The sequence below is a fragment of the Nonomuraea sp. NPDC050404 genome (assembly GCF_040655495.1).
GTDB lineage: Bacteria > Actinomycetota > Actinomycetes > Streptosporangiales > Streptosporangiaceae > Nonomuraea.
Genome location: NZ_JBFAKB010000001.1, coordinates 1 through 15,764, shown reverse-complemented (window position 1 = coordinate 15,764; position 15,764 = coordinate 1). Strand labels below are relative to the sequence as shown.

Genomic DNA, 15,764 nt, shown 5'->3' with positions numbered 1-15,764 from the left:
GGCTAGGCGCCGCGGGCGGCGTCGTAGCGGGCGATCACGTCGTTCCAGTTGATCAGGCCCCACAGTTTTTCCACGTAGTCCGGGCGGACGTTGCGGTACTGCAGGTAGTAGGCGTGCTCCCAGGCGTCGAACACGAGCAGCGGGGTGGTGTTCATGCCGACGTTGCCGTGGTGGTCGTAGACCTGCTCGACGACCAGGCGGCGGCTCAGCGGCTCCCACGCCAGGATGCCCCAGCCGGAGCCCTGCACGGTGGCGGTGGCGGTGCTGAGCTGCTTCTTGAAGGCGTCGAACGAGCCGAAGTGCTCGGTGATGGCATCGCCCAGCTCGCCGTCGGGGCGGTCGCCGCCGTCGGGGGACAGGTTCTGCCAGAAGATCGTGTGCAGCACGTGCCCGGACAGGTTGAACGCGAACGTCTTCTCCAGCCCGACCAGGCCGCCGAACTCGCCCTTGTCGCGCGCCTCCGCCAGCTTGTCCAGGGTGTCGTTGGCGCCCTTGACGTAGGCGGCGTGGTGCTTGGCGTGGTGCAGCTCCAGGATCTCGCCGGTGATCGCGGGCTCCAGGGCGGCGTAGTCGTAGGGCATGTCCGGGAGGGTGTAGTCACCCATGGGCCATCTCTCCTCGAAATCTCGTACTTGCATATAACTCGCAACAACCATAGTCCCGCAACTAGCTGAGATCCCGGATGGCGTGCCGACAGCGGTGGCAACGGCCGCTCAGCACCTGGCCGTCGGAGCTCATCTCGAAGCCACTGCTCGCCATCACCCTGGCCACCGCCTCGGACAGGTGGTCGGCGGGCAGTTCGACGAGCGTGCCGCAGCGCCGGCAGATCAGGTGGTGGTGCGGGACCACGGCGATGCCGAACAGGGTCTCGCCGGCGTAGTCGATGCTGTGCAGCACACCGTGTTGCGTCATCACGGTCACGTTGCGGTAGATGGTGGAGACGTTGACCGTCTCGTACAGCGAGGACACCAGCTTGTGCAGGCTCAGCACGCTGAGATGGGTGGCCGCCTGGCCGAGGATGTCCAGGATGAGCAGGCGTGGCACCGTCCTGCGCAGCCCCAGCCGGGGCAGCAGGTCCCCGATGTCGTCGTGCGTGTCCGTGAGGTGTGCCTCGATGGGGAACCACCCCCTCCAGGGTCAGCGGTTCTGGCTGGGCGATCAGATGACAGGTCTGCAAATCATATGCTTCTGCGAATGATGTGCAACTGGTCTGAGCTCACCGCAGATCGCCTACGACGTGTCCTTCCGGGCGGCCGCGCAACTCCTGCCTGCCCGTCTCTCCAGCGGCGCCCTGGGCGTCAGCTTCGCGGGCCAGGCCGGCAACGAGCTGCTCGGCCCGTTCGGCGGGTACGTCCCGATCGCCGGACCGGCCGTCGACTGACGGCAGTCGCATGCCCCCGCGCGGGGCATGCGGCTTTCACCGGCCGATGCTGATCACGGTGTCGGCGTAATGCTCGACCAGGGCCAGGTCGTGGGAGGCGAAGACCACGGCCACGCCACGCTCGTGCCGCAGCCGGACCAGCAGTTCCATCACCGCCGTCGCCGTGCCGCCGTCCAGGGCCGAGGTGATCTCGTCGCAGATCAGCACGTCGGGTTCGGCGGCCAGGGCGCGGGCGATGGAGACCCGCTGCCGCTGGCCGCCCGACAGCTCACGCGGATAACGGCCCGCCTGTTCGGCCCCGAGTCCCACCTGCTCCAGCAGCGCGGCGACCTGGGCGGGCACGGCGGCGCGCGGGCAGCGGCGGTGCAGGAGCAGCGGGCGGGCCAGGGCGGCGGACACGGTCGTCGAGGGGTTCAGCGCGCCCATCGGGTTCTGCGGGACGAACTGGAGCCTGCGCCGCTGGTCGCGCCCGCGCCCGCGGACGTTCGGATGGAGGGAGACGCCGTCGAGTGTGACCGTGCCGGCGGAGAAGGGGTGCAGGCCGGCCAGCCCGCGCAGCAGTGTGGTCTTGCCCGACCCGGACGGCCCGACCACGGCCACGGCCGTACCGGACGGCACGTCGAGGTCCACCCCGCGCAGCACCGGCAGGCGCCCCGCGCCCACCTCGGCGTGCAGCGCGCGTGCCCGCAGCCCGGACTCCTTGGCCCGCTCGGTGACGGGCCCGGCGGACGCCGGAGGCACTGCCGTGGAAGGGGTGCCGCCGGGCAGGTTCAGGACGTCGTCGGCAAGCCGGGCGATGAGTTTCTGGTCGTGGCAGGACAGCACCACCGCCATGCCGCGCCGGGCGGCCAGGCTGTGGAGCAGGTCGCCGATCTCGTCGCGCAGCGCCGCGTCGAGCCCGGCGGTGGGCTCGTCCAGCAGCAGCAGGTCCGGGCGGCGGGCCAGCGCCCTGGCCAGCGCGACGCGGCGCTGCTGGCCGCCGGACAACTCGCCCGCCCGGCGCTTGAGCAGCCCGGGGATGCCGGTCAGGCGCACCTCGTCGAGCAGGTCGGCGGCCTCACCAGGGGATCCGGTCTCGGTGATCAGCCTCCCGACGCGCATCCAGGGGTTGAGGGCCGATCCTGGATCCTGGCCGACGTAGGCGACGCGGGTACGGCGCAGCGCGCGCAGTTCGGCCGCCCCACAGCCGAGGACGTCCACACCGAGCGTCTCCACCATGCCCGTACGACGGCTGGTACCGGCAGGGAGATCGCCGATCATGGCCCGGAGCAGGGTGGTCTTGCCCGAGCCCGACGGGCCCACGAGGGCCAGCACCCGTCCGGCCCGGGCGGTGAGGCCGACGCCGGACACCAGTTCGTGCCCGTCCGGCGTGGCCACGGTCAGCGCGTCGATCCGCGCGTGGACGGTCATGTGCGCTCCGCCTTGGGGCTGAAGGCGCCGGCCGCCAGGTTGACGCTCATGGCGAGCAGGCCGATCGCGATGCTGGGAGCCAGTACGGCCCAGGGGTTGAGGACGAGGCCGGGGGAGTTCTCCCGGATCATCAACGCCCAGTCGGCGGCCGGCGGCTGCGGCCCGATCTGCAGGAACGCCGCCGTCGCGACCACGTACACGGCCGAGACGAAACGCAGGCCGAACAGGGCGAGCACGGTGGCGCGCAGGTTGGGCAGCACGTCACGGAAGATCAGATGCCACATCCGCTCACCGCCCGCGACCGCCGCCTCGACATAACCGGTGGCCACGACGGGTGCCGCGGCGGCGGCCATGAAGCGCACCGCGTACGGGAGGGCCAGACCCACCGCCGCCACCACGAGCGCCAACCGGCCACCCTGCGGCCAGGACAGCGTGATGAGCAGAATGCCCAGCACGGCCGGCAGCAGCATGAACACGTCCGCCGTCCGCTCCACGACGCGCCCGAACGCGGGCCGCAGCGCGCCGGCCACGCCGAGCACGGCCGCGATCCCGGTCACCAGCGCCGCCACCACGAGCGAGGAGATCACCAGATCCCGGCCGCCGTGCAGCAGCCTGCTGAGCACGTCCCGGCCGAGCTGGTCGCCGCCGAGCAGCGCCCCGTCCATCCCCGTCGGACCGTACGGGATCGTGACGGGCTGGTCCACCGGCTGCGGCGCCAGCAACGGGCCCGCCACGGCCACCAGCAGCAGCACCAGAGCCGGCAGCAGGCGCAACACCATGCGGTGCTTCACCGGCGTACCCCTGCCGCCCAGGCGCGGATCGCGTCCGCCACGAGCAGCACCATGGTGATGGCCACCCCGGTCAGCGCCACCACACCCGCGATGATCGGGGCGTCCCGATCGGCCACCGCACCAGCGAGCAGCGCCCCCACCCCCGGATAATTGAAGATCGTCTCCACCGCGACCGCGCCGCCGAGCAGCATGCCCGTTGAGGTCGCCACCCCCGCCGCAATGGCAGGCAGCGCACCAGGCAGCACATGGTGAGTGAGCACCCGGCGCGGCGTCAGCCCGTCCAGCACGGCCGCCGCGACATGCGGAGCCCTGCCCTCGTCGGCGAGCGCGCCGCGGACGATCCGGGCGTTCCAGCCGATCTGCGGGATCGCCAGCGCCAGCACCGGCAGCACCAGCATGTTCCACGACGCGGGCGCGCCGTCCGCGCCGGCCAGCGTGGCGGCGGGCAGCACGCCCGCCCACAAGGCGAAGACCAGCACCAGCGCCACCGCGATCACGAACTCCGGCAGCGCCAGCACCGCCGTGGCGGAGGCGGAGATCACCCGGTCGGTCCACGATCCCGGCCGCAGCGCCGCCCAGCCGCCGAGCCCGACCGCCGCCACCACGGTGACCGCCAGCGCCAGCCCACCCAGCAGCAACGTGTTCGGCAGCGGTCCGGCCAGCAGGCTCAGCACCGGCTCGCCACGCGCCGAGACCCCGAGGTCACCGGCCGGCAGACCCGCCATCCAGCGCAGGAACCGCCACACGAGCGGCTGGTCCAGCCCCAGCAGCACACGCCGCCGCTCGACGTCGGCGGCGCTCTCGCCCCGCTCGGACGTCGCCTCGGCCGCGTCACCGGGAAGGGCCTCGACGACGGCGAAGACCAGCGCCAGCAACGCGGCGAGCAGGGCGACCCGCCGGGCCAGTACCCAGCCGAGCCGGGTGAGCGCCGCTACTGCTTGGCCAGCCATACCCGCTCGAGTTGCACTCGTCCGTACCCGGGCAGTTTGGGCAGGTCCCGCACGGTGGCCGCGGCCAGGTCGATGCCGTCGGCCATGCCCCACAACACGTAGCCGGAGCGCTCGTGCTGGATCTCCTGAAGCCTGCGCATGGCCTGCGCCCGGGTGGTCTCGTCCAGGGTGCCGACGGCCTGCTTGTACGCCCGGTCGAACTCGGCGTCCCGCCACGCCGTCTCGTTCTGCGCGGCGTCCCCGGCCAGGATCTTGCTGGCGAAGAAGAGCACCGAGTCGTTGGTGCCCCAGTAGGTGGTGTACAGGTCGGCCTTGAGCCAGGTCTTGTCCCAGAACGTCCCCGACTCCTCCTTGACCACCTCGACCCGCACGCCCGCCTCGCGTACCTGAGTGGCGAACAGCGTCGCGGACTCGGCCAGGCCCGCGACGTCCTCCGTGGTGCGCAGCTGATACGTCTTCGTCAGGTCGAACCCGGCCTCCTGCAACAACTGCCTGGCCCGCGCGAGATCGCGGGTGCGCTGTGGCAGATCCTTGGCGTAGGCGGCGTCGCCGGTGCCGAGCACGTCGTTGGCGACCCGGCCGTACCCGCTGAGCACCTGCTTGACCATGGCCTCGCGGTCCACCGCCAGCCGCAGCGCCTCGCGCACCCTGGGGTCGGCGAACGGGCTGCCCTCGGCGGTGCGCATGACGATCGGCATGGACATGTCGTTCGGCCGGCGCAGCACCTGCACGCCCGGACGGGCGGCCGCGGTCCTGGCCGCGACCGCGCCGGCGTTGGAGGCCACGTCGATCTGGCCGCCGAGCAGCGCGTTGGCCATGGCCTGCGGGCTTTCGAAGATCTTGACCTCGATGGCGTCGAGGTAGGGCCTGCCGCCGTGCCAGGCGTCGTTGCGTACCAGGCGGGCGTTGCCGTCGCGGTACCACCCCAGCTTGAACGGCCCGCTGCCCGGCGCGTTCGAGACGTCCTCGGTGTCCTTCTTCAGCACGAAGGTGGACAGCCGTACCAGCAGCGGCAGGTCGGCGTTCGGATAGTCGGAGGTGAGCACCACCGTGTCGCCGTCCGCCTCGATGCCGGAGGTCTTGATGCCGGGCAGGCGGGACGCGCCGCCCGGGGTGTCGCGCAGCCGGCGCAACGACCAGACGACGTCCTCGGCGGTGACCGGCGTGCCGTCGTGGAACGTCGCGCCCTTGGCCAGCGTGAACCGCCAGGTCTTGACGTCCTCGTCGGCCTTCCACGTCGCGGCCAGCCTGGGGGCGGTGTTGTCGGGGGAGCCGGGGGCGGTCAGCGTGTCGTAGATGAGGCTGATGATCAGGTAGTCGCTCTCGTTGGCCTGCGTGCCGTGCGGGTCGCGGGTGATCGCGCTCGCCCGGCCCAGCGCGCCGATCCGCAGCGTGCCCCCGCTGACCGGGGAACCCTGGGCCGATCCCGCCGGCCTGGGATCGTTTTCGCCACCGCAGGCCGCGAGCAGTGCCACGAGCCCGGCACCCCCGGCGGACGTCAAGAGTTGACGCCGACTAAGGTCCACTTTGTCCCCGTCCATGGTGCAGTTTTGCTTAGGTGTGCCTACCCTAAAGGGAGAGTATGCGCAAGGTAACAACGACCCGTGAGCTCACCGCACTGGCCGTACCGCTCGCTCTCACCCAGCTCGCCCAGGTCGCCCTGACCACCACGGACACCGCCATGCTCGGCCTGCTGGGCGTCGAGGCGCTGGCCTCCGGCGGGCTGGCCATGGTGATCTTCAACCAGTTCCGCACCATGGGCGTCGGCCTGGTCACCGCCGTCGGCAACCAGGTGGCCGCCGCGCACGCCCGGCGGGAGGACCTCGGCGACCTCGTACGCGCCGCGCTGGCGCTGGCCACCGCCGCCGGGGTCGCGGGCGCCGCGCTCATGATCGCGGTGGGGGAGGGCGTGGCGCTGCTCGGGCAGGCCCCCGAGGTCATCGACGCGATGCGGCCCATGTTGTGGGCGCTGGCGCCCGGACTGGTGCCGTGCCTGTGGTTCCAGGCGATCCGGCAGTTCACCGTCGGGATGCGCCGCCCGCAGGCCCTGCTGCGCATCACCCTCGCCTCCATCGTGGTCAACCTCGCACTCAATCTGGCGCTGATGGGTTCCCTCGGGCCGGCCGGCATCGGCCTGGCCACCAGCACCGTCCACCTGCTGACCTCCATCGCCCTGTACCTCTCCGCACGCCGCGACCCCGACCTCGCTCCCATGCTCGACCTGCGCGCCTGGCGAGCCCGCCCCGCCACCCTGCGCCGGCTCACCGGCCTCGGCGTGCCCATCGCCGCCACCTACGGCTCCGAGGCCGGCTTCTTCTCCGTCGTCGCCCTGCTCGTCGGCACCTTCGGCACCGCGGCCCTGGCCGCGCACACCGCCGTCAACCAGCTCGTCTACATCGTCTTCCAGATCTCGGTCGGCCTGTCGCACGCCGCCTCCATCGGGGTCAGCCGCGAGGTCGCCCTCGGCGACCCACGGCAGGCCCGGCGGATCGCGCGCGCCGCGCTGGCCTGCGGGGCCGTGGCGATGGGCGTCGTGGCCGTGCTGTACGTGGCGCTGCCCGGCCTGGTGCTGCGCCCGTTCCTGCAACCGGGCGACACCACGGCGATGGAGATCGCCACCGGCCTGCTCTTCGTGGCGGCCGTCATGCAGTTCGCCGACTGCGCGCAGAACATCGGGGTCGGGCTGCTGCGCGGCGTCGACGACACCAAGGGCGGCTTCCGGGTGACCCTCGTCGGCTACTGGCTCATCGGGCTGCCCGCCGCCTGGCTACTGGCCGTACCGGTCGGGCTGGACACGCTCGGCACCTGGCTCGGCCTGTTCACCGGCCTCGCCGCCACCGCCGCACTACTGCTCGCCCGCTTCCGTCGCACTCTTGCGAAGGTATTGCAATAGCAAGTATGTCGCTCTACGGTCACTGCATGAGGCGCAGACCGGCCCTGCTCGCGGCGATGCTCCTGGCGCTCACCGCGTGTTCGGCCCCGACGCAGCCCACGGCGTCGCGAACGCAGGACACCGTCGTGCTCGGCCTGGGGTCGGAGCCCGACACGCTGAGCCCCGTGCTCGGGTACGCGCCCGACGGCGGCTCCCTGCTGTACGACGGGCTGGTGCGCCGCACCCCTGACCTGAAGCTGCGACCCGCGTTGGCCGAGGCGTTACCTGAGGTCAAGGGGACCGAGGTGACCTTCACCCTCCGCCAGGGCGTCACCTTCCACAACGGCAAGGCGCTGACCGGCGCCGATGTCGCCTACACCTACCGGGAGCTGCTCAAGCCGGCCAACAACTCGCCGATCCGCGGCGACTACGCCGCGATCGAGAAGGTGGAGGCGCCGGACGCGCGGACGGTGGTGTTCCGGCTGAAGTACCCCTACGCGCCGATTTTGCAGCGGGCCACGCTCGGCATCGTGCCCGAGGGCTCGGACGTCAAGAGCGACCCGGTGGGGACGGGGCCGTACACCTTCGGGTCGTGGGTCAAAGGCGACAAGATCACGCTCAAGGCCAACGAGCGGTACTGGGGTGCCCGGCCGGCGATCAAAACGGTGGTGCTGGCGTACACCAGCGACGACAACGCCCGGGCCACCCGGATGGCGGCGGGGGAGTTCACCGCGACGGAGCTGCCGCCCAAGGCGGCGGGCCGGTTCAGGAACCAGCCGGGGGTGACGGTGTACGAGGCGCCCAGCGCCGACTACCGGGGCGTCATGTTCCCGCTGGAGCAGCCGGTGACCGGTGACCTGGCCATCCGCAAGGCACTGAACCTGGCCACCGACCGGCAGGCCATGGTCGCCACGATCCTCGCGGGGGCCGGGGAACCGGCGTTCGGTCCCGTCGCGCCGGGCACCGACTGGCACAACCCGGCGGTGGACGGCCCGGCGGCACCGGACCGGGACGCGGCAGTGCGGCTGCTGGAGGAGGCCGGATGGCAGGCCGGCGCGGACGGCATCCGCGCCAAGGGCGGCACGCCCGCCCGGTTCACGCTCATGTACCCGGCGGGCGACTCGCTGCGCAAGGAACTGGCGCTGGCAGTGGCGTCGGACGCCAAGAAGATCGGCATCGACGTGCGACTGGCCGGGCTGGACTGGGAGGCCATCGAGGCGCGCATGTCCAAGGACGCGTTGATCATGGGCTGGGGCAGTCCGTACGATCCCGACTACACCAACTACGAGCTGTTCCACTCATCCTTCATCGGCCAGGGCTACTTCAACCCGGGCCGCTACAAGGCGCCCGAGGTGGACAAACTCCTCGACACCGGACGCCAGTCGGCCGACCCCGCCGTACGCAAACGGGCCTACGACGAACTCCAGCGGCGCCTCAGCGATGACCAGGTGTGGGTGTACCTGGTCTACCTCAAGCACACCTACGTGGTGCGGGGCGGCTGGTCGGGCATCACGGTCGGAGTGGAGGCCCACGAGCACGCCACCGGCGGCCTGTTCAACACACTCCCCGAGTGGAAGCCCGCTCCGTGATGTGCCCTCGCAGCCCAGGACATGAGTGACCGTGCCATGAAGCTACGCGTGAAGGAGCTGCTCGCCGACGAGCCCACCGGTGGCCCGGACCGTCCCCTGGTGGACGCCACCATGACCGAGTCGCGTCGGCTGTGCGACGAGGGCCGCTCGGTGCCCGCGCCCGAGCCTTCCTCGATCAGCCCCGGCACCCGTGCTTCGTCCCATATCCGGGGGACATCCGGCTGGATCGGTCCCGGACTCGTACCGGGTTCCCTCGTGCGACGCGCCTGCCTGGCGGACAGGGCGAACCGACCGCAAAGGCCGCCCTAGAGCGCGGACGCCTCTTACGCGACAAGGGTCCGGATGGCGGGACACTCCCGGTTTCACCGACCACGGGACCGGGCAACTCCTAGCAAAGATCTACCTAACAGCATCATGCAGGCGACGGCGGAACGAGGAAGCCGGTGTGATTCCGGCGCGGTCCCGCCACTGTGATCGGTGAGCGATCCCCGACGAAGGCCACTGCCCATGGGTGGGAAGGCCGGGGTGAGCGTTGACCCGAGAGCCAGGAGACTCACGCGGTCGCCTCCTCGAGGAATTTGGGGCGGATCTCCCCAAGAGAGGACGGTGACCGCCATGGCACCCGGCTGTCCACGGTTCTTTCCGGTGATCCCGCTCATCACCCGCCGTGGGCGCCGTCGAGGAACGGTCGCCGCGGCCCGTCCCCCAGGAGCTCCCCGTTGGGCCCTTCCCGCCACCTCTCAGGCGTGCTGCTCGCCGTCCTGCTGGCCGCCACCGCGTGCGGCACCCCCGAGCCCGCCGCGGCCCCGGCACCCGCCGACGGCCGCTGCGTCACCGCCTATGACGCGAACACGGACTACTTCCCGGTCAAGCAGACGCTGCGGCACGCCACCAACGTCACCCTCGCCTACGCCAGGAACTACCAGGTCGTCACCGTCAAGCAGCCCGCTCCGGGAGCCAGGGCGGAGACGTACGTGCTGGTGCGCTGCGGCACGCCCGCGCCCGAGCTGACCGGCGACCTGGCGGGCGCGATCACCGTCGAGACGCCGATCAGGTCGTTGTTCTCGGCGGCCACCACGCACCTGCCCTTCGTCACCGACCTGGGCGTGCTCGACCGGCTCAAGGGTGTGGCCTCCGCCGCGTTCATCACCTCGGCGCAGGTGCGCGAGCGGGTCACCGCCGGCGCCGTCACCGAGTACGCCTCCGGCCAGGAGATCGACACCGAGAAGGTCATCGGCGCCAAGCCGGACGTGCTCATGACCGGCGGCACCGAGGACAAGGCGTACGGGCCGCTGCGCCAGGCCGGTGTCAAGGTGGTCGCCAACGCCGAATGGCTGGAGAGCACGGCGCTCGGCCGGGCCGAGTGGATCAAAGTCATGGCCGCGCTCACCGGTACGGAGAAGCAGGCCCAGACGGTGTTCGACAAGGTGGAGGCCGACTACAACGCCCTGGCCGCCAAGGTCAAGGGCGTCACCCCGGTCACGATCCTGCCGGGCCAGATGTACCAGGGCCAGTGGTCGGTCTCCAACGGCGGCAGCTACGTCGGCAGGCTGATCAAGGATGCGGGCGGCACCTACGCCTGGGCCGATCTCCCCGGCCCCGGCAGCACCACGCTCGACCTGGAGGCCGTGCTCGCCAAGGCCAAGGACGCCCAGGTGTGGCTGGCCACCGCCCCCGAGTGGAAGACCCTCACGGACGTGGAGAAGGCCGACGCCCGCTACGCCAAGTTCGCCGCGTACGAGTCGGGCCAGGTGTGGTCGTCCAACAAGGCGCTGGGACCGGAGGGCGGCAACGACTTCTTCGAGCGCGGCGTCGGCCACCCCGAGCTGATCCTCGCCGACCTGGTGGCCATCCTCCACCCCGACCTGGCCCCGGGCCATCAGTTCACCTTCTACCAGAAACTCACCAAGTGACCGCGGTAGCCATCCCGGCCGCACCGGCGGCAGACCGCCGCCGGGCGGGTGTCCTGTGGGGCCTGACGGTGGCGGTCCCGGCCGCGTTCGCGCTGGCCGTCACCCTCGGCTCCACCTCCATCCCGCTGGACCAGGCGCTGGCCGCCGTGCTCCGCGCCCCCGCCGCCGACCCGACCATCACGGAGATCATCTGGACGGTACGGCTGCCACGCGCCCTCACCGCGGCCCTGGCCGGAGCGGCCCTGTCGGTGGCCGGGGTGCAGATGCAGACGCTGTTCCGCAACCCGCTGGCCGAGCCGTACATCCTCGGCGTCAGCTCCGGCGCCAGCCTGGGCGTGGCGCTCGTCATCGTCGGCTGGGGCGGCGCCGCCGGCGCGTTCACGGCCGGGGTCGCCGGGCTGGGGCGGGCCGGGATCGTGGTGGCCGCCTCGGGCGGCGCGGCGGCCGTGCTCGCCCTGGTGCTGGCGCTGTCGCGGCGGGTCCGCTCGGTCGTGACGCTGCTGGTGGTCGGCGTCATGGTCGGCTCGGCCGCCACCTCGGTCATCACCCTGCTGCTCGTCTACACCGACCCGCAGCGCGCCCAGCAGTTCATCAGCTGGGGCCTGGGCAGCTTCGCCGGCACCACCTGGGCCGACCTGGGCCTGTTCGGGCCGGTCTGCCTCGCCGCCCTGGCGGGCGCACTGGCCGGGGTCAAACCACTCAACGCGCTGCTGCTCGGGGAGAACTACGCGCGCACGATGGGCGTCCGTGTCCGGCTGGTTCGCACGCTCACCCTGCTCCTCGCCTCCGTGCTGGCCGGCGCGGTGACCGCCTACTGCGGCCCGGTCGCCTTCCTCGGCCTGGCCGTGCCGCACGTGGCCAGGCTGTTGCTGGGCACCACCGACCACCGGCTGCTGATGCCCGGCGTGGCGCTGCTCGGCGCGGCCACCGCGCTGCTGTGCTGTGTCGCCACCCAGGCGCCGGGCAGCGGGGTGGTGCTGCCGCTGAACGCCGTGACCACGATCGTCGGCGCGCCGGTGGTCATCACGGTGCTGCTGCGCAGCCGCGCCGCCCGTACCGGACTGGGGGTGTGACGATGGCGCTCCGCCTGCGAGAGCTCTGCGCCGGCTACCCGGCCAGGCGCGGCCGGCCCGAACGCCGGGTGCTCGAAGGGCTCGACGCCGAAGCCGCGCCCGGCGAGCTGACCGTGCTCATCGGCCCGAACGGAACCGGCAAATCCACCCTGCTGCGTACCATGGCCGCCCTGCAACCCGCGTTGTCCGGCGCCGTCCTGATCGGCGACCGGCCGGTCGCCTCCGTCCCGGCCGCAGACCTGGCGCGCCGCCTCGCCGTCGTGCTCACCGAACGTGACCTGCCCCCGCTGCTCAGCGCCCGCGAGGTGGCCGGGCTCGGCCGCCATCCCCACACCGGCTTCAGCGGCCGGCTGTCGCCCGCCGACCACGAGATCGTCACCTGGGCGCTGACCGCCGTCCAGGCCGGCCACCTGGCCGGCCGCCAGGTCACCGAACTGTCCGACGGAGAACGGCAACGCGTCCTCGTCGCCCGCGCCCTGGCCCAGGAGCCGTCCGTCATCCTGCTGGACGAGCCGACCGCCTTCCTCGACGTCACCTCCCGCGTCGCGCTCATGGGCCTGCTCCGCCGCCTGGCCAGGCAACGCGACCTGGTGATCGTGGCCTCCACCCACGACCTCGAACTGGCCCTGCGCGTCGCCGACCGCGTCTGGCTGCTCGAACCCGGCGGCGGGCTGCGCGCCGGGACCCCGGAGGAGCTGACACTGACCGGAGCGATCGGCACCACCTTCGACGGCGACGAACTCTCCTTCGACGCCGCCGGGGGCGTCTTCACGCTGCACCCCGGCGGCACCGGCACCGTCTCCGTGACCGCCGGCGGCCTGCACCGCCCCCTGCTCGAACGCGCGCTGGCCCGCGAGGGCTGGCACAGCGGCGGCGCCGAACCCGTCCTCTCGGTCCGGCACACCGGCGAGGCATACGAGGCCGCCTACGACGGTGCACGATCGCGCCTGGACACCCTGCCGGAGGTGGCCGCGTTCGCCCGCGCCGCCGCCAGGTCGGCGAAGCCACCCGGCCTGCTGCCCGCGGACGAGGACACGCTCGCGGCGGCGGTCGCCGGCGTCAGCGCCATCGGCGGCTACTTCGAACTCACCCCGCCGAGCGCCGGCGAGCCCGATGATTCTGGCTGGCGCCCGCTGCCCGACCTGCTCACCGGCTCCCGGACGCTGGCGGACAAGATCGACGAGGTGGCGGAGCGGCTCGCCACGCGTGAGCGCAGGGTCGCCGCCTCCATCCTGTTCCAGGGCCTGGCCGCCCGCCTGTGGTCCCCTCCCGCCGGCGTGTTCGTCGAGCACGGCCTGCTGCTCGACCTCCCGGCCGGAGACCTGCGCTGGCGTCCTGCCCCGACCGGCCCCCTGCCGCTGCGCGCCGCCCGCCTCACGGGCTGGCACGTACGCGCTCCCGACCGGATCCCCGCGATGCTCTACCGCCGGGTCGTCACCGAGCAACTCGAACCACTCGCCACGACCATCACGGGCATCGTCAAGCTCGCGCCCGGCCTGCTGTGGGGCAACGCCGCCTCGGCCCTGGCAGGCACCGTCCGGGCGATGGCCCGCCAACGCCCCGCCCAGGCCGCCGCGGCCATCGAACTGGGCCGCGACCTGCTCCGGATCGGACGGCTGCGCGGCACCGGCGAACTCGCCGAACCCGCACCCGGCCACCCGTTCTTCGTCCGGCGCAGCTGCTGCCTGTACTACCGCCTGCCCGACGGTGGCAAGTGCGGCGACTGCGCCCTCATCCCCGACCAAGCCCGCCGCGATCAGTGGGCGCGGGCCATAGGAGAGACCTCATGAGCCACACCGTCGTCGAGGAACACGGCACCGGCACCCTGCACGTCTGGCCGCTGTCCACCGACGAGGAGACGCTGCTGTCCCTCGTCACCCGCATCTTCGAGCGGCACTGGGAGCACATCTGGTTCGGCGTCATCGTCCAGGGCGCGGCCTGGGAGGTCGCCGCCCCCAACGCTCCCGAACGCATCAGCCTCTACGACGGCTACGTGACCGTGGACTTCGGCCGCTGGCACTTCCACCTCTGCATCGGCGAGCACACCGCCGGCGGCCCCGAGCTCGGCGCCATCCGCCGCTGTGCCCGCGCCGAGCTCTACCGCTCCATCAGCGCCGACGGCAGCCCCGTGTCGTGGGGCCTGCGCATGTTCAACGGGCGCGGAGACCAGCTCATGACCGTGCTCCTGCCCAACCCGTTCCTGACCGACCGCCAGCAGCTCCTCGACGAGCCCGACTTCGACCGTCTGTCGGCCTGGGACGAACTGCGCGCCGACTACCTCGGCCTGCCGCCCGACCCGCTGGACCGTACCGGGAAGGGATTCAAGCATCAGTAGGTGCGTTGATGTGGCCAAGGGACAGGAGGCTCAGCGGTGGGTTGAAGGTGGAGTTCCGCACGGGTCAGCAGGCGGCGGACTCCCGATGGATGCGATTCGGCAGCGTGTCGCGTATTGCTGTCTTGGGACCGGTGCCATCAACGGGACACCCGCGATCCCCACACATCGCTACGACCAGCGGCGGATCTTCAAGGCGATCAGCGGGCGCATCGGCCAGCGCGGTGGCCAACCCACTGCCCCACCATCATTCCCGCAGCCTCCATGCCGAGCGCATCGGCGGTTGCCATAGCCATCGGTTATGAGAACAGGTCTTGTACCTGGGGACGCCCGGCACCGCATGATCACGCCATAAAACCTCTTCGCAATATTCGGTGGGCGCTCGCTGTCGTCGTCGTCATCCTGGCGGTTGGCTGCGCGACCGCCCCGCCGCTCGCAGTGCCTGCCGCCTCGTCCTCCACGGCCCCACCTCCTGCCGCTGACGTGGCCAAGAGCGTTCAGGCCTACGTGGACGCCGTCAACGCCCGCGATCTGGACGCCCTCATCGCCACCTTCGCCACCGATGCAGAGATCATCGACGTCTCGCGGCGTATCCGCGGTCACGCGGCTATTCTGAGCGGGATCGCCGGGAATGCGAATCCCGGCCCCGTAACACGACCTCCCACCGAATTGCCGCGTCAAGCCTTCACTAACCCACTGCAGACGCGGCCGAACCGCATGGCATGACACGATAGGCGAGCACTTGAACATCAATGATTATCAGCAGGCGGCACTCCGGACGGCCGCTCCCAAGAACAAGCACAACGAACTCTTTCACCTGCTCCTGGGACTCGTCGGCGAGACAGGCGAGATCGCCGAAAAAGCCAAGAAAATCGTTCGCGATCACGATAGCGATTTTTCACAGTGGGATATAGAAGACCTCAAGAAGGAACTCGGCGACTCGCTGTGGTACATCGCTGTGATAGCCGATCATTTTGATATCGCGCTCGAGGAAGTTGCCCAACTCAATATTGCTAAGCTCGCCGACCGGCAGCGACGAGGAGTGATCGGCGGCAGTGGCGACGGTCGCTGATGCGCGGCCACAATCAGATCAGGCGCGCCGACTCGATGCAATGAGGCTACGCCCGGCAAGCCGTCTTGCGCACCAGCGACAGCACCGCGCTGCGTATCGACTCGGCGCACGCACCCGGCAGAGATGTCGAAGGGCGCCAGTCGTGGCACGAGAACGCGGTGCTGCGCCGTCACATCAGCCGTCCCCGCCATGAGGCCGCCGATCGGTTGTGGTTCTCAGCCTTGTCCCGGCTGATCCCCGGGGCGGCTGGGCAGCGGTGATTCCGGTAACGCCGGCCATGCTGTGACATCAGGTGGAGGAGTGGGGGTGGTTTGTCTCGCGCCAGGCTCGTGGCGTGATTCCGTAGGCTTGTTTGAATACCTTGCTGAAGTGGGTCGCGTC

The 15,764-nt window shown here is 71.3% G+C and carries 17 protein-coding genes and 1 riboswitch; of the genes, 10 read left to right on the top strand and 7 right to left on the bottom strand.

The window, feature by feature from the left end:
• Window positions 1-2: 2 nt before the first annotated feature.
• Complete coding sequence (locus AB0I81_RS00085) at window positions 3-605, bottom strand: superoxide dismutase (protein ID WP_360647245.1); 603 nt, start codon at window positions 603-605, stop codon at window positions 3-5.
• A gap of 61 nt (window positions 606-666) precedes the next feature.
• Complete coding sequence (locus AB0I81_RS00080) at window positions 667-1,056, bottom strand: transcriptional repressor (protein ID WP_360650127.1); 390 nt, start codon at window positions 1,054-1,056, stop codon at window positions 667-669.
• Window positions 1,057-1,237: 181 nt separating this feature from the next.
• On the opposite strand from AB0I81_RS00080, the gene AB0I81_RS00075 reads away from it, so the two are divergent.
• The gene (locus tag AB0I81_RS00075; RefSeq protein WP_360647242.1) at window positions 1,238-1,381 is read left to right on the top strand and encodes a hypothetical protein; all 144 of its coding nucleotides are present in this window, start codon (window positions 1,238-1,240) and stop codon (window positions 1,379-1,381) included.
• A 36-nt stretch (window positions 1,382-1,417) separates the two neighbouring features.
• On the opposite strand, the gene AB0I81_RS00070 is transcribed toward AB0I81_RS00075, so the two are convergent.
• The 4 genes from AB0I81_RS00070 to AB0I81_RS00055 are packed head-to-tail and all read right to left on the bottom strand — an operon-like array spanning window position 1,418 to window position 6,007.
• Entirely contained in the window at window positions 1,418-2,791 is a 1,374-nt protein-coding gene (locus AB0I81_RS00070) for an ATP-binding cassette domain-containing protein (RefSeq protein ID WP_360647240.1), read from the bottom strand.
• On the bottom strand, window positions 2,788-3,582 hold the full coding sequence (locus tag AB0I81_RS00065; protein WP_360647237.1) for an ABC transporter permease subunit: 795 nt from the start codon (window positions 3,580-3,582) through the stop codon (window positions 2,788-2,790). Before AB0I81_RS00065 ends, AB0I81_RS00070 begins: the two co-directional genes overlap by 4 nt.
• Window positions 3,579-4,532: an ABC transporter permease gene (locus AB0I81_RS00060; RefSeq protein WP_360647234.1), complete on the bottom strand. Its 954-nt coding sequence runs from the start codon at window positions 4,530-4,532 to the stop codon at window positions 3,579-3,581. Before AB0I81_RS00060 ends, AB0I81_RS00065 begins: the two co-directional genes overlap by 4 nt.
• On the bottom strand, window positions 4,514-6,007 hold the full coding sequence (locus AB0I81_RS00055; RefSeq protein WP_360647231.1) for an ABC transporter substrate-binding protein: 1,494 nt from the start codon (window positions 6,005-6,007) through the stop codon (window positions 4,514-4,516). Before AB0I81_RS00055 ends, AB0I81_RS00060 begins: the two co-directional genes overlap by 19 nt.
• Before the next feature lie 107 nt (window positions 6,008-6,114).
• Here AB0I81_RS00055 and AB0I81_RS00050 point away from each other — a divergent pair, with 107 nt between their 5' ends.
• The 9 genes from AB0I81_RS00050 to AB0I81_RS00010 all read left to right on the top strand — a co-directional run bounded on the left by AB0I81_RS00050 (window position 6,115) and on the right by AB0I81_RS00010 (window position 15,383).
• Entirely contained in the window at window positions 6,115-7,425 is a 1,311-nt protein-coding gene (locus AB0I81_RS00050) for an MATE family efflux transporter (RefSeq protein WP_360647228.1), read from the top strand.
• Between the two features lie 26 nt (window positions 7,426-7,451).
• Window positions 7,452-8,993: an ABC transporter substrate-binding protein gene (locus AB0I81_RS00045; protein WP_360647225.1), complete on the top strand. Its 1,542-nt coding sequence runs from the start codon at window positions 7,452-7,454 to the stop codon at window positions 8,991-8,993.
• A gap of 36 nt (window positions 8,994-9,029) precedes the next feature.
• The gene (locus AB0I81_RS00040) at window positions 9,030-9,302 is read left to right on the top strand and encodes a hypothetical protein (protein ID WP_360647222.1); all 273 of its coding nucleotides are present in this window, start codon (window positions 9,030-9,032) and stop codon (window positions 9,300-9,302) included.
• 88 nt (window positions 9,303-9,390) lie between these two features.
• Window positions 9,391-9,569, top strand: a riboswitch (cobalamin riboswitch).
• A gap of 143 nt (window positions 9,570-9,712) precedes the next feature.
• Window positions 9,713-10,906: an ABC transporter substrate-binding protein gene (locus AB0I81_RS00035; protein WP_360647219.1), complete on the top strand. Its 1,194-nt coding sequence runs from the start codon at window positions 9,713-9,715 to the stop codon at window positions 10,904-10,906.
• Entirely contained in the window at window positions 10,903-11,979 is a 1,077-nt protein-coding gene (locus tag AB0I81_RS00030; protein ID WP_360647216.1) for an iron ABC transporter permease, read from the top strand. Before AB0I81_RS00035 ends, AB0I81_RS00030 begins: the two co-directional genes overlap by 4 nt.
• A gap of 2 nt (window positions 11,980-11,981) precedes the next feature.
• Window positions 11,982-13,769, top strand: a complete 1,788-nt coding sequence (locus tag AB0I81_RS00025; RefSeq protein WP_360647213.1) for an ATP-binding cassette domain-containing protein — start codon at window positions 11,982-11,984, stop codon at window positions 13,767-13,769.
• Entirely contained in the window at window positions 13,766-14,314 is a 549-nt protein-coding gene (locus AB0I81_RS00020) for a hypothetical protein (RefSeq protein ID WP_360647210.1), read from the top strand. Before AB0I81_RS00025 ends, AB0I81_RS00020 begins: the two co-directional genes overlap by 4 nt.
• Before the next feature lie 261 nt (window positions 14,315-14,575).
• The gene (locus tag AB0I81_RS00015) at window positions 14,576-15,037 is read left to right on the top strand and encodes a nuclear transport factor 2 family protein (RefSeq protein ID WP_360647207.1); all 462 of its coding nucleotides are present in this window, start codon (window positions 14,576-14,578) and stop codon (window positions 15,035-15,037) included.
• 16 nt (window positions 15,038-15,053) lie between these two features.
• Window positions 15,054-15,383, top strand: coding sequence for a nucleoside triphosphate pyrophosphohydrolase family protein (locus AB0I81_RS00010; protein WP_360647204.1), 330 nt, complete (start codon window positions 15,054-15,056; stop codon window positions 15,381-15,383).
• A 288-nt stretch (window positions 15,384-15,671) separates the two neighbouring features.
• Here the strand turns inward: AB0I81_RS00010 and AB0I81_RS00005 are convergent.
• A partial coding sequence (locus tag AB0I81_RS00005) for an AraC family transcriptional regulator (protein ID WP_360650124.1) occupies window positions 15,672-15,764 on the bottom strand: 93 nt, incomplete at its 5' end.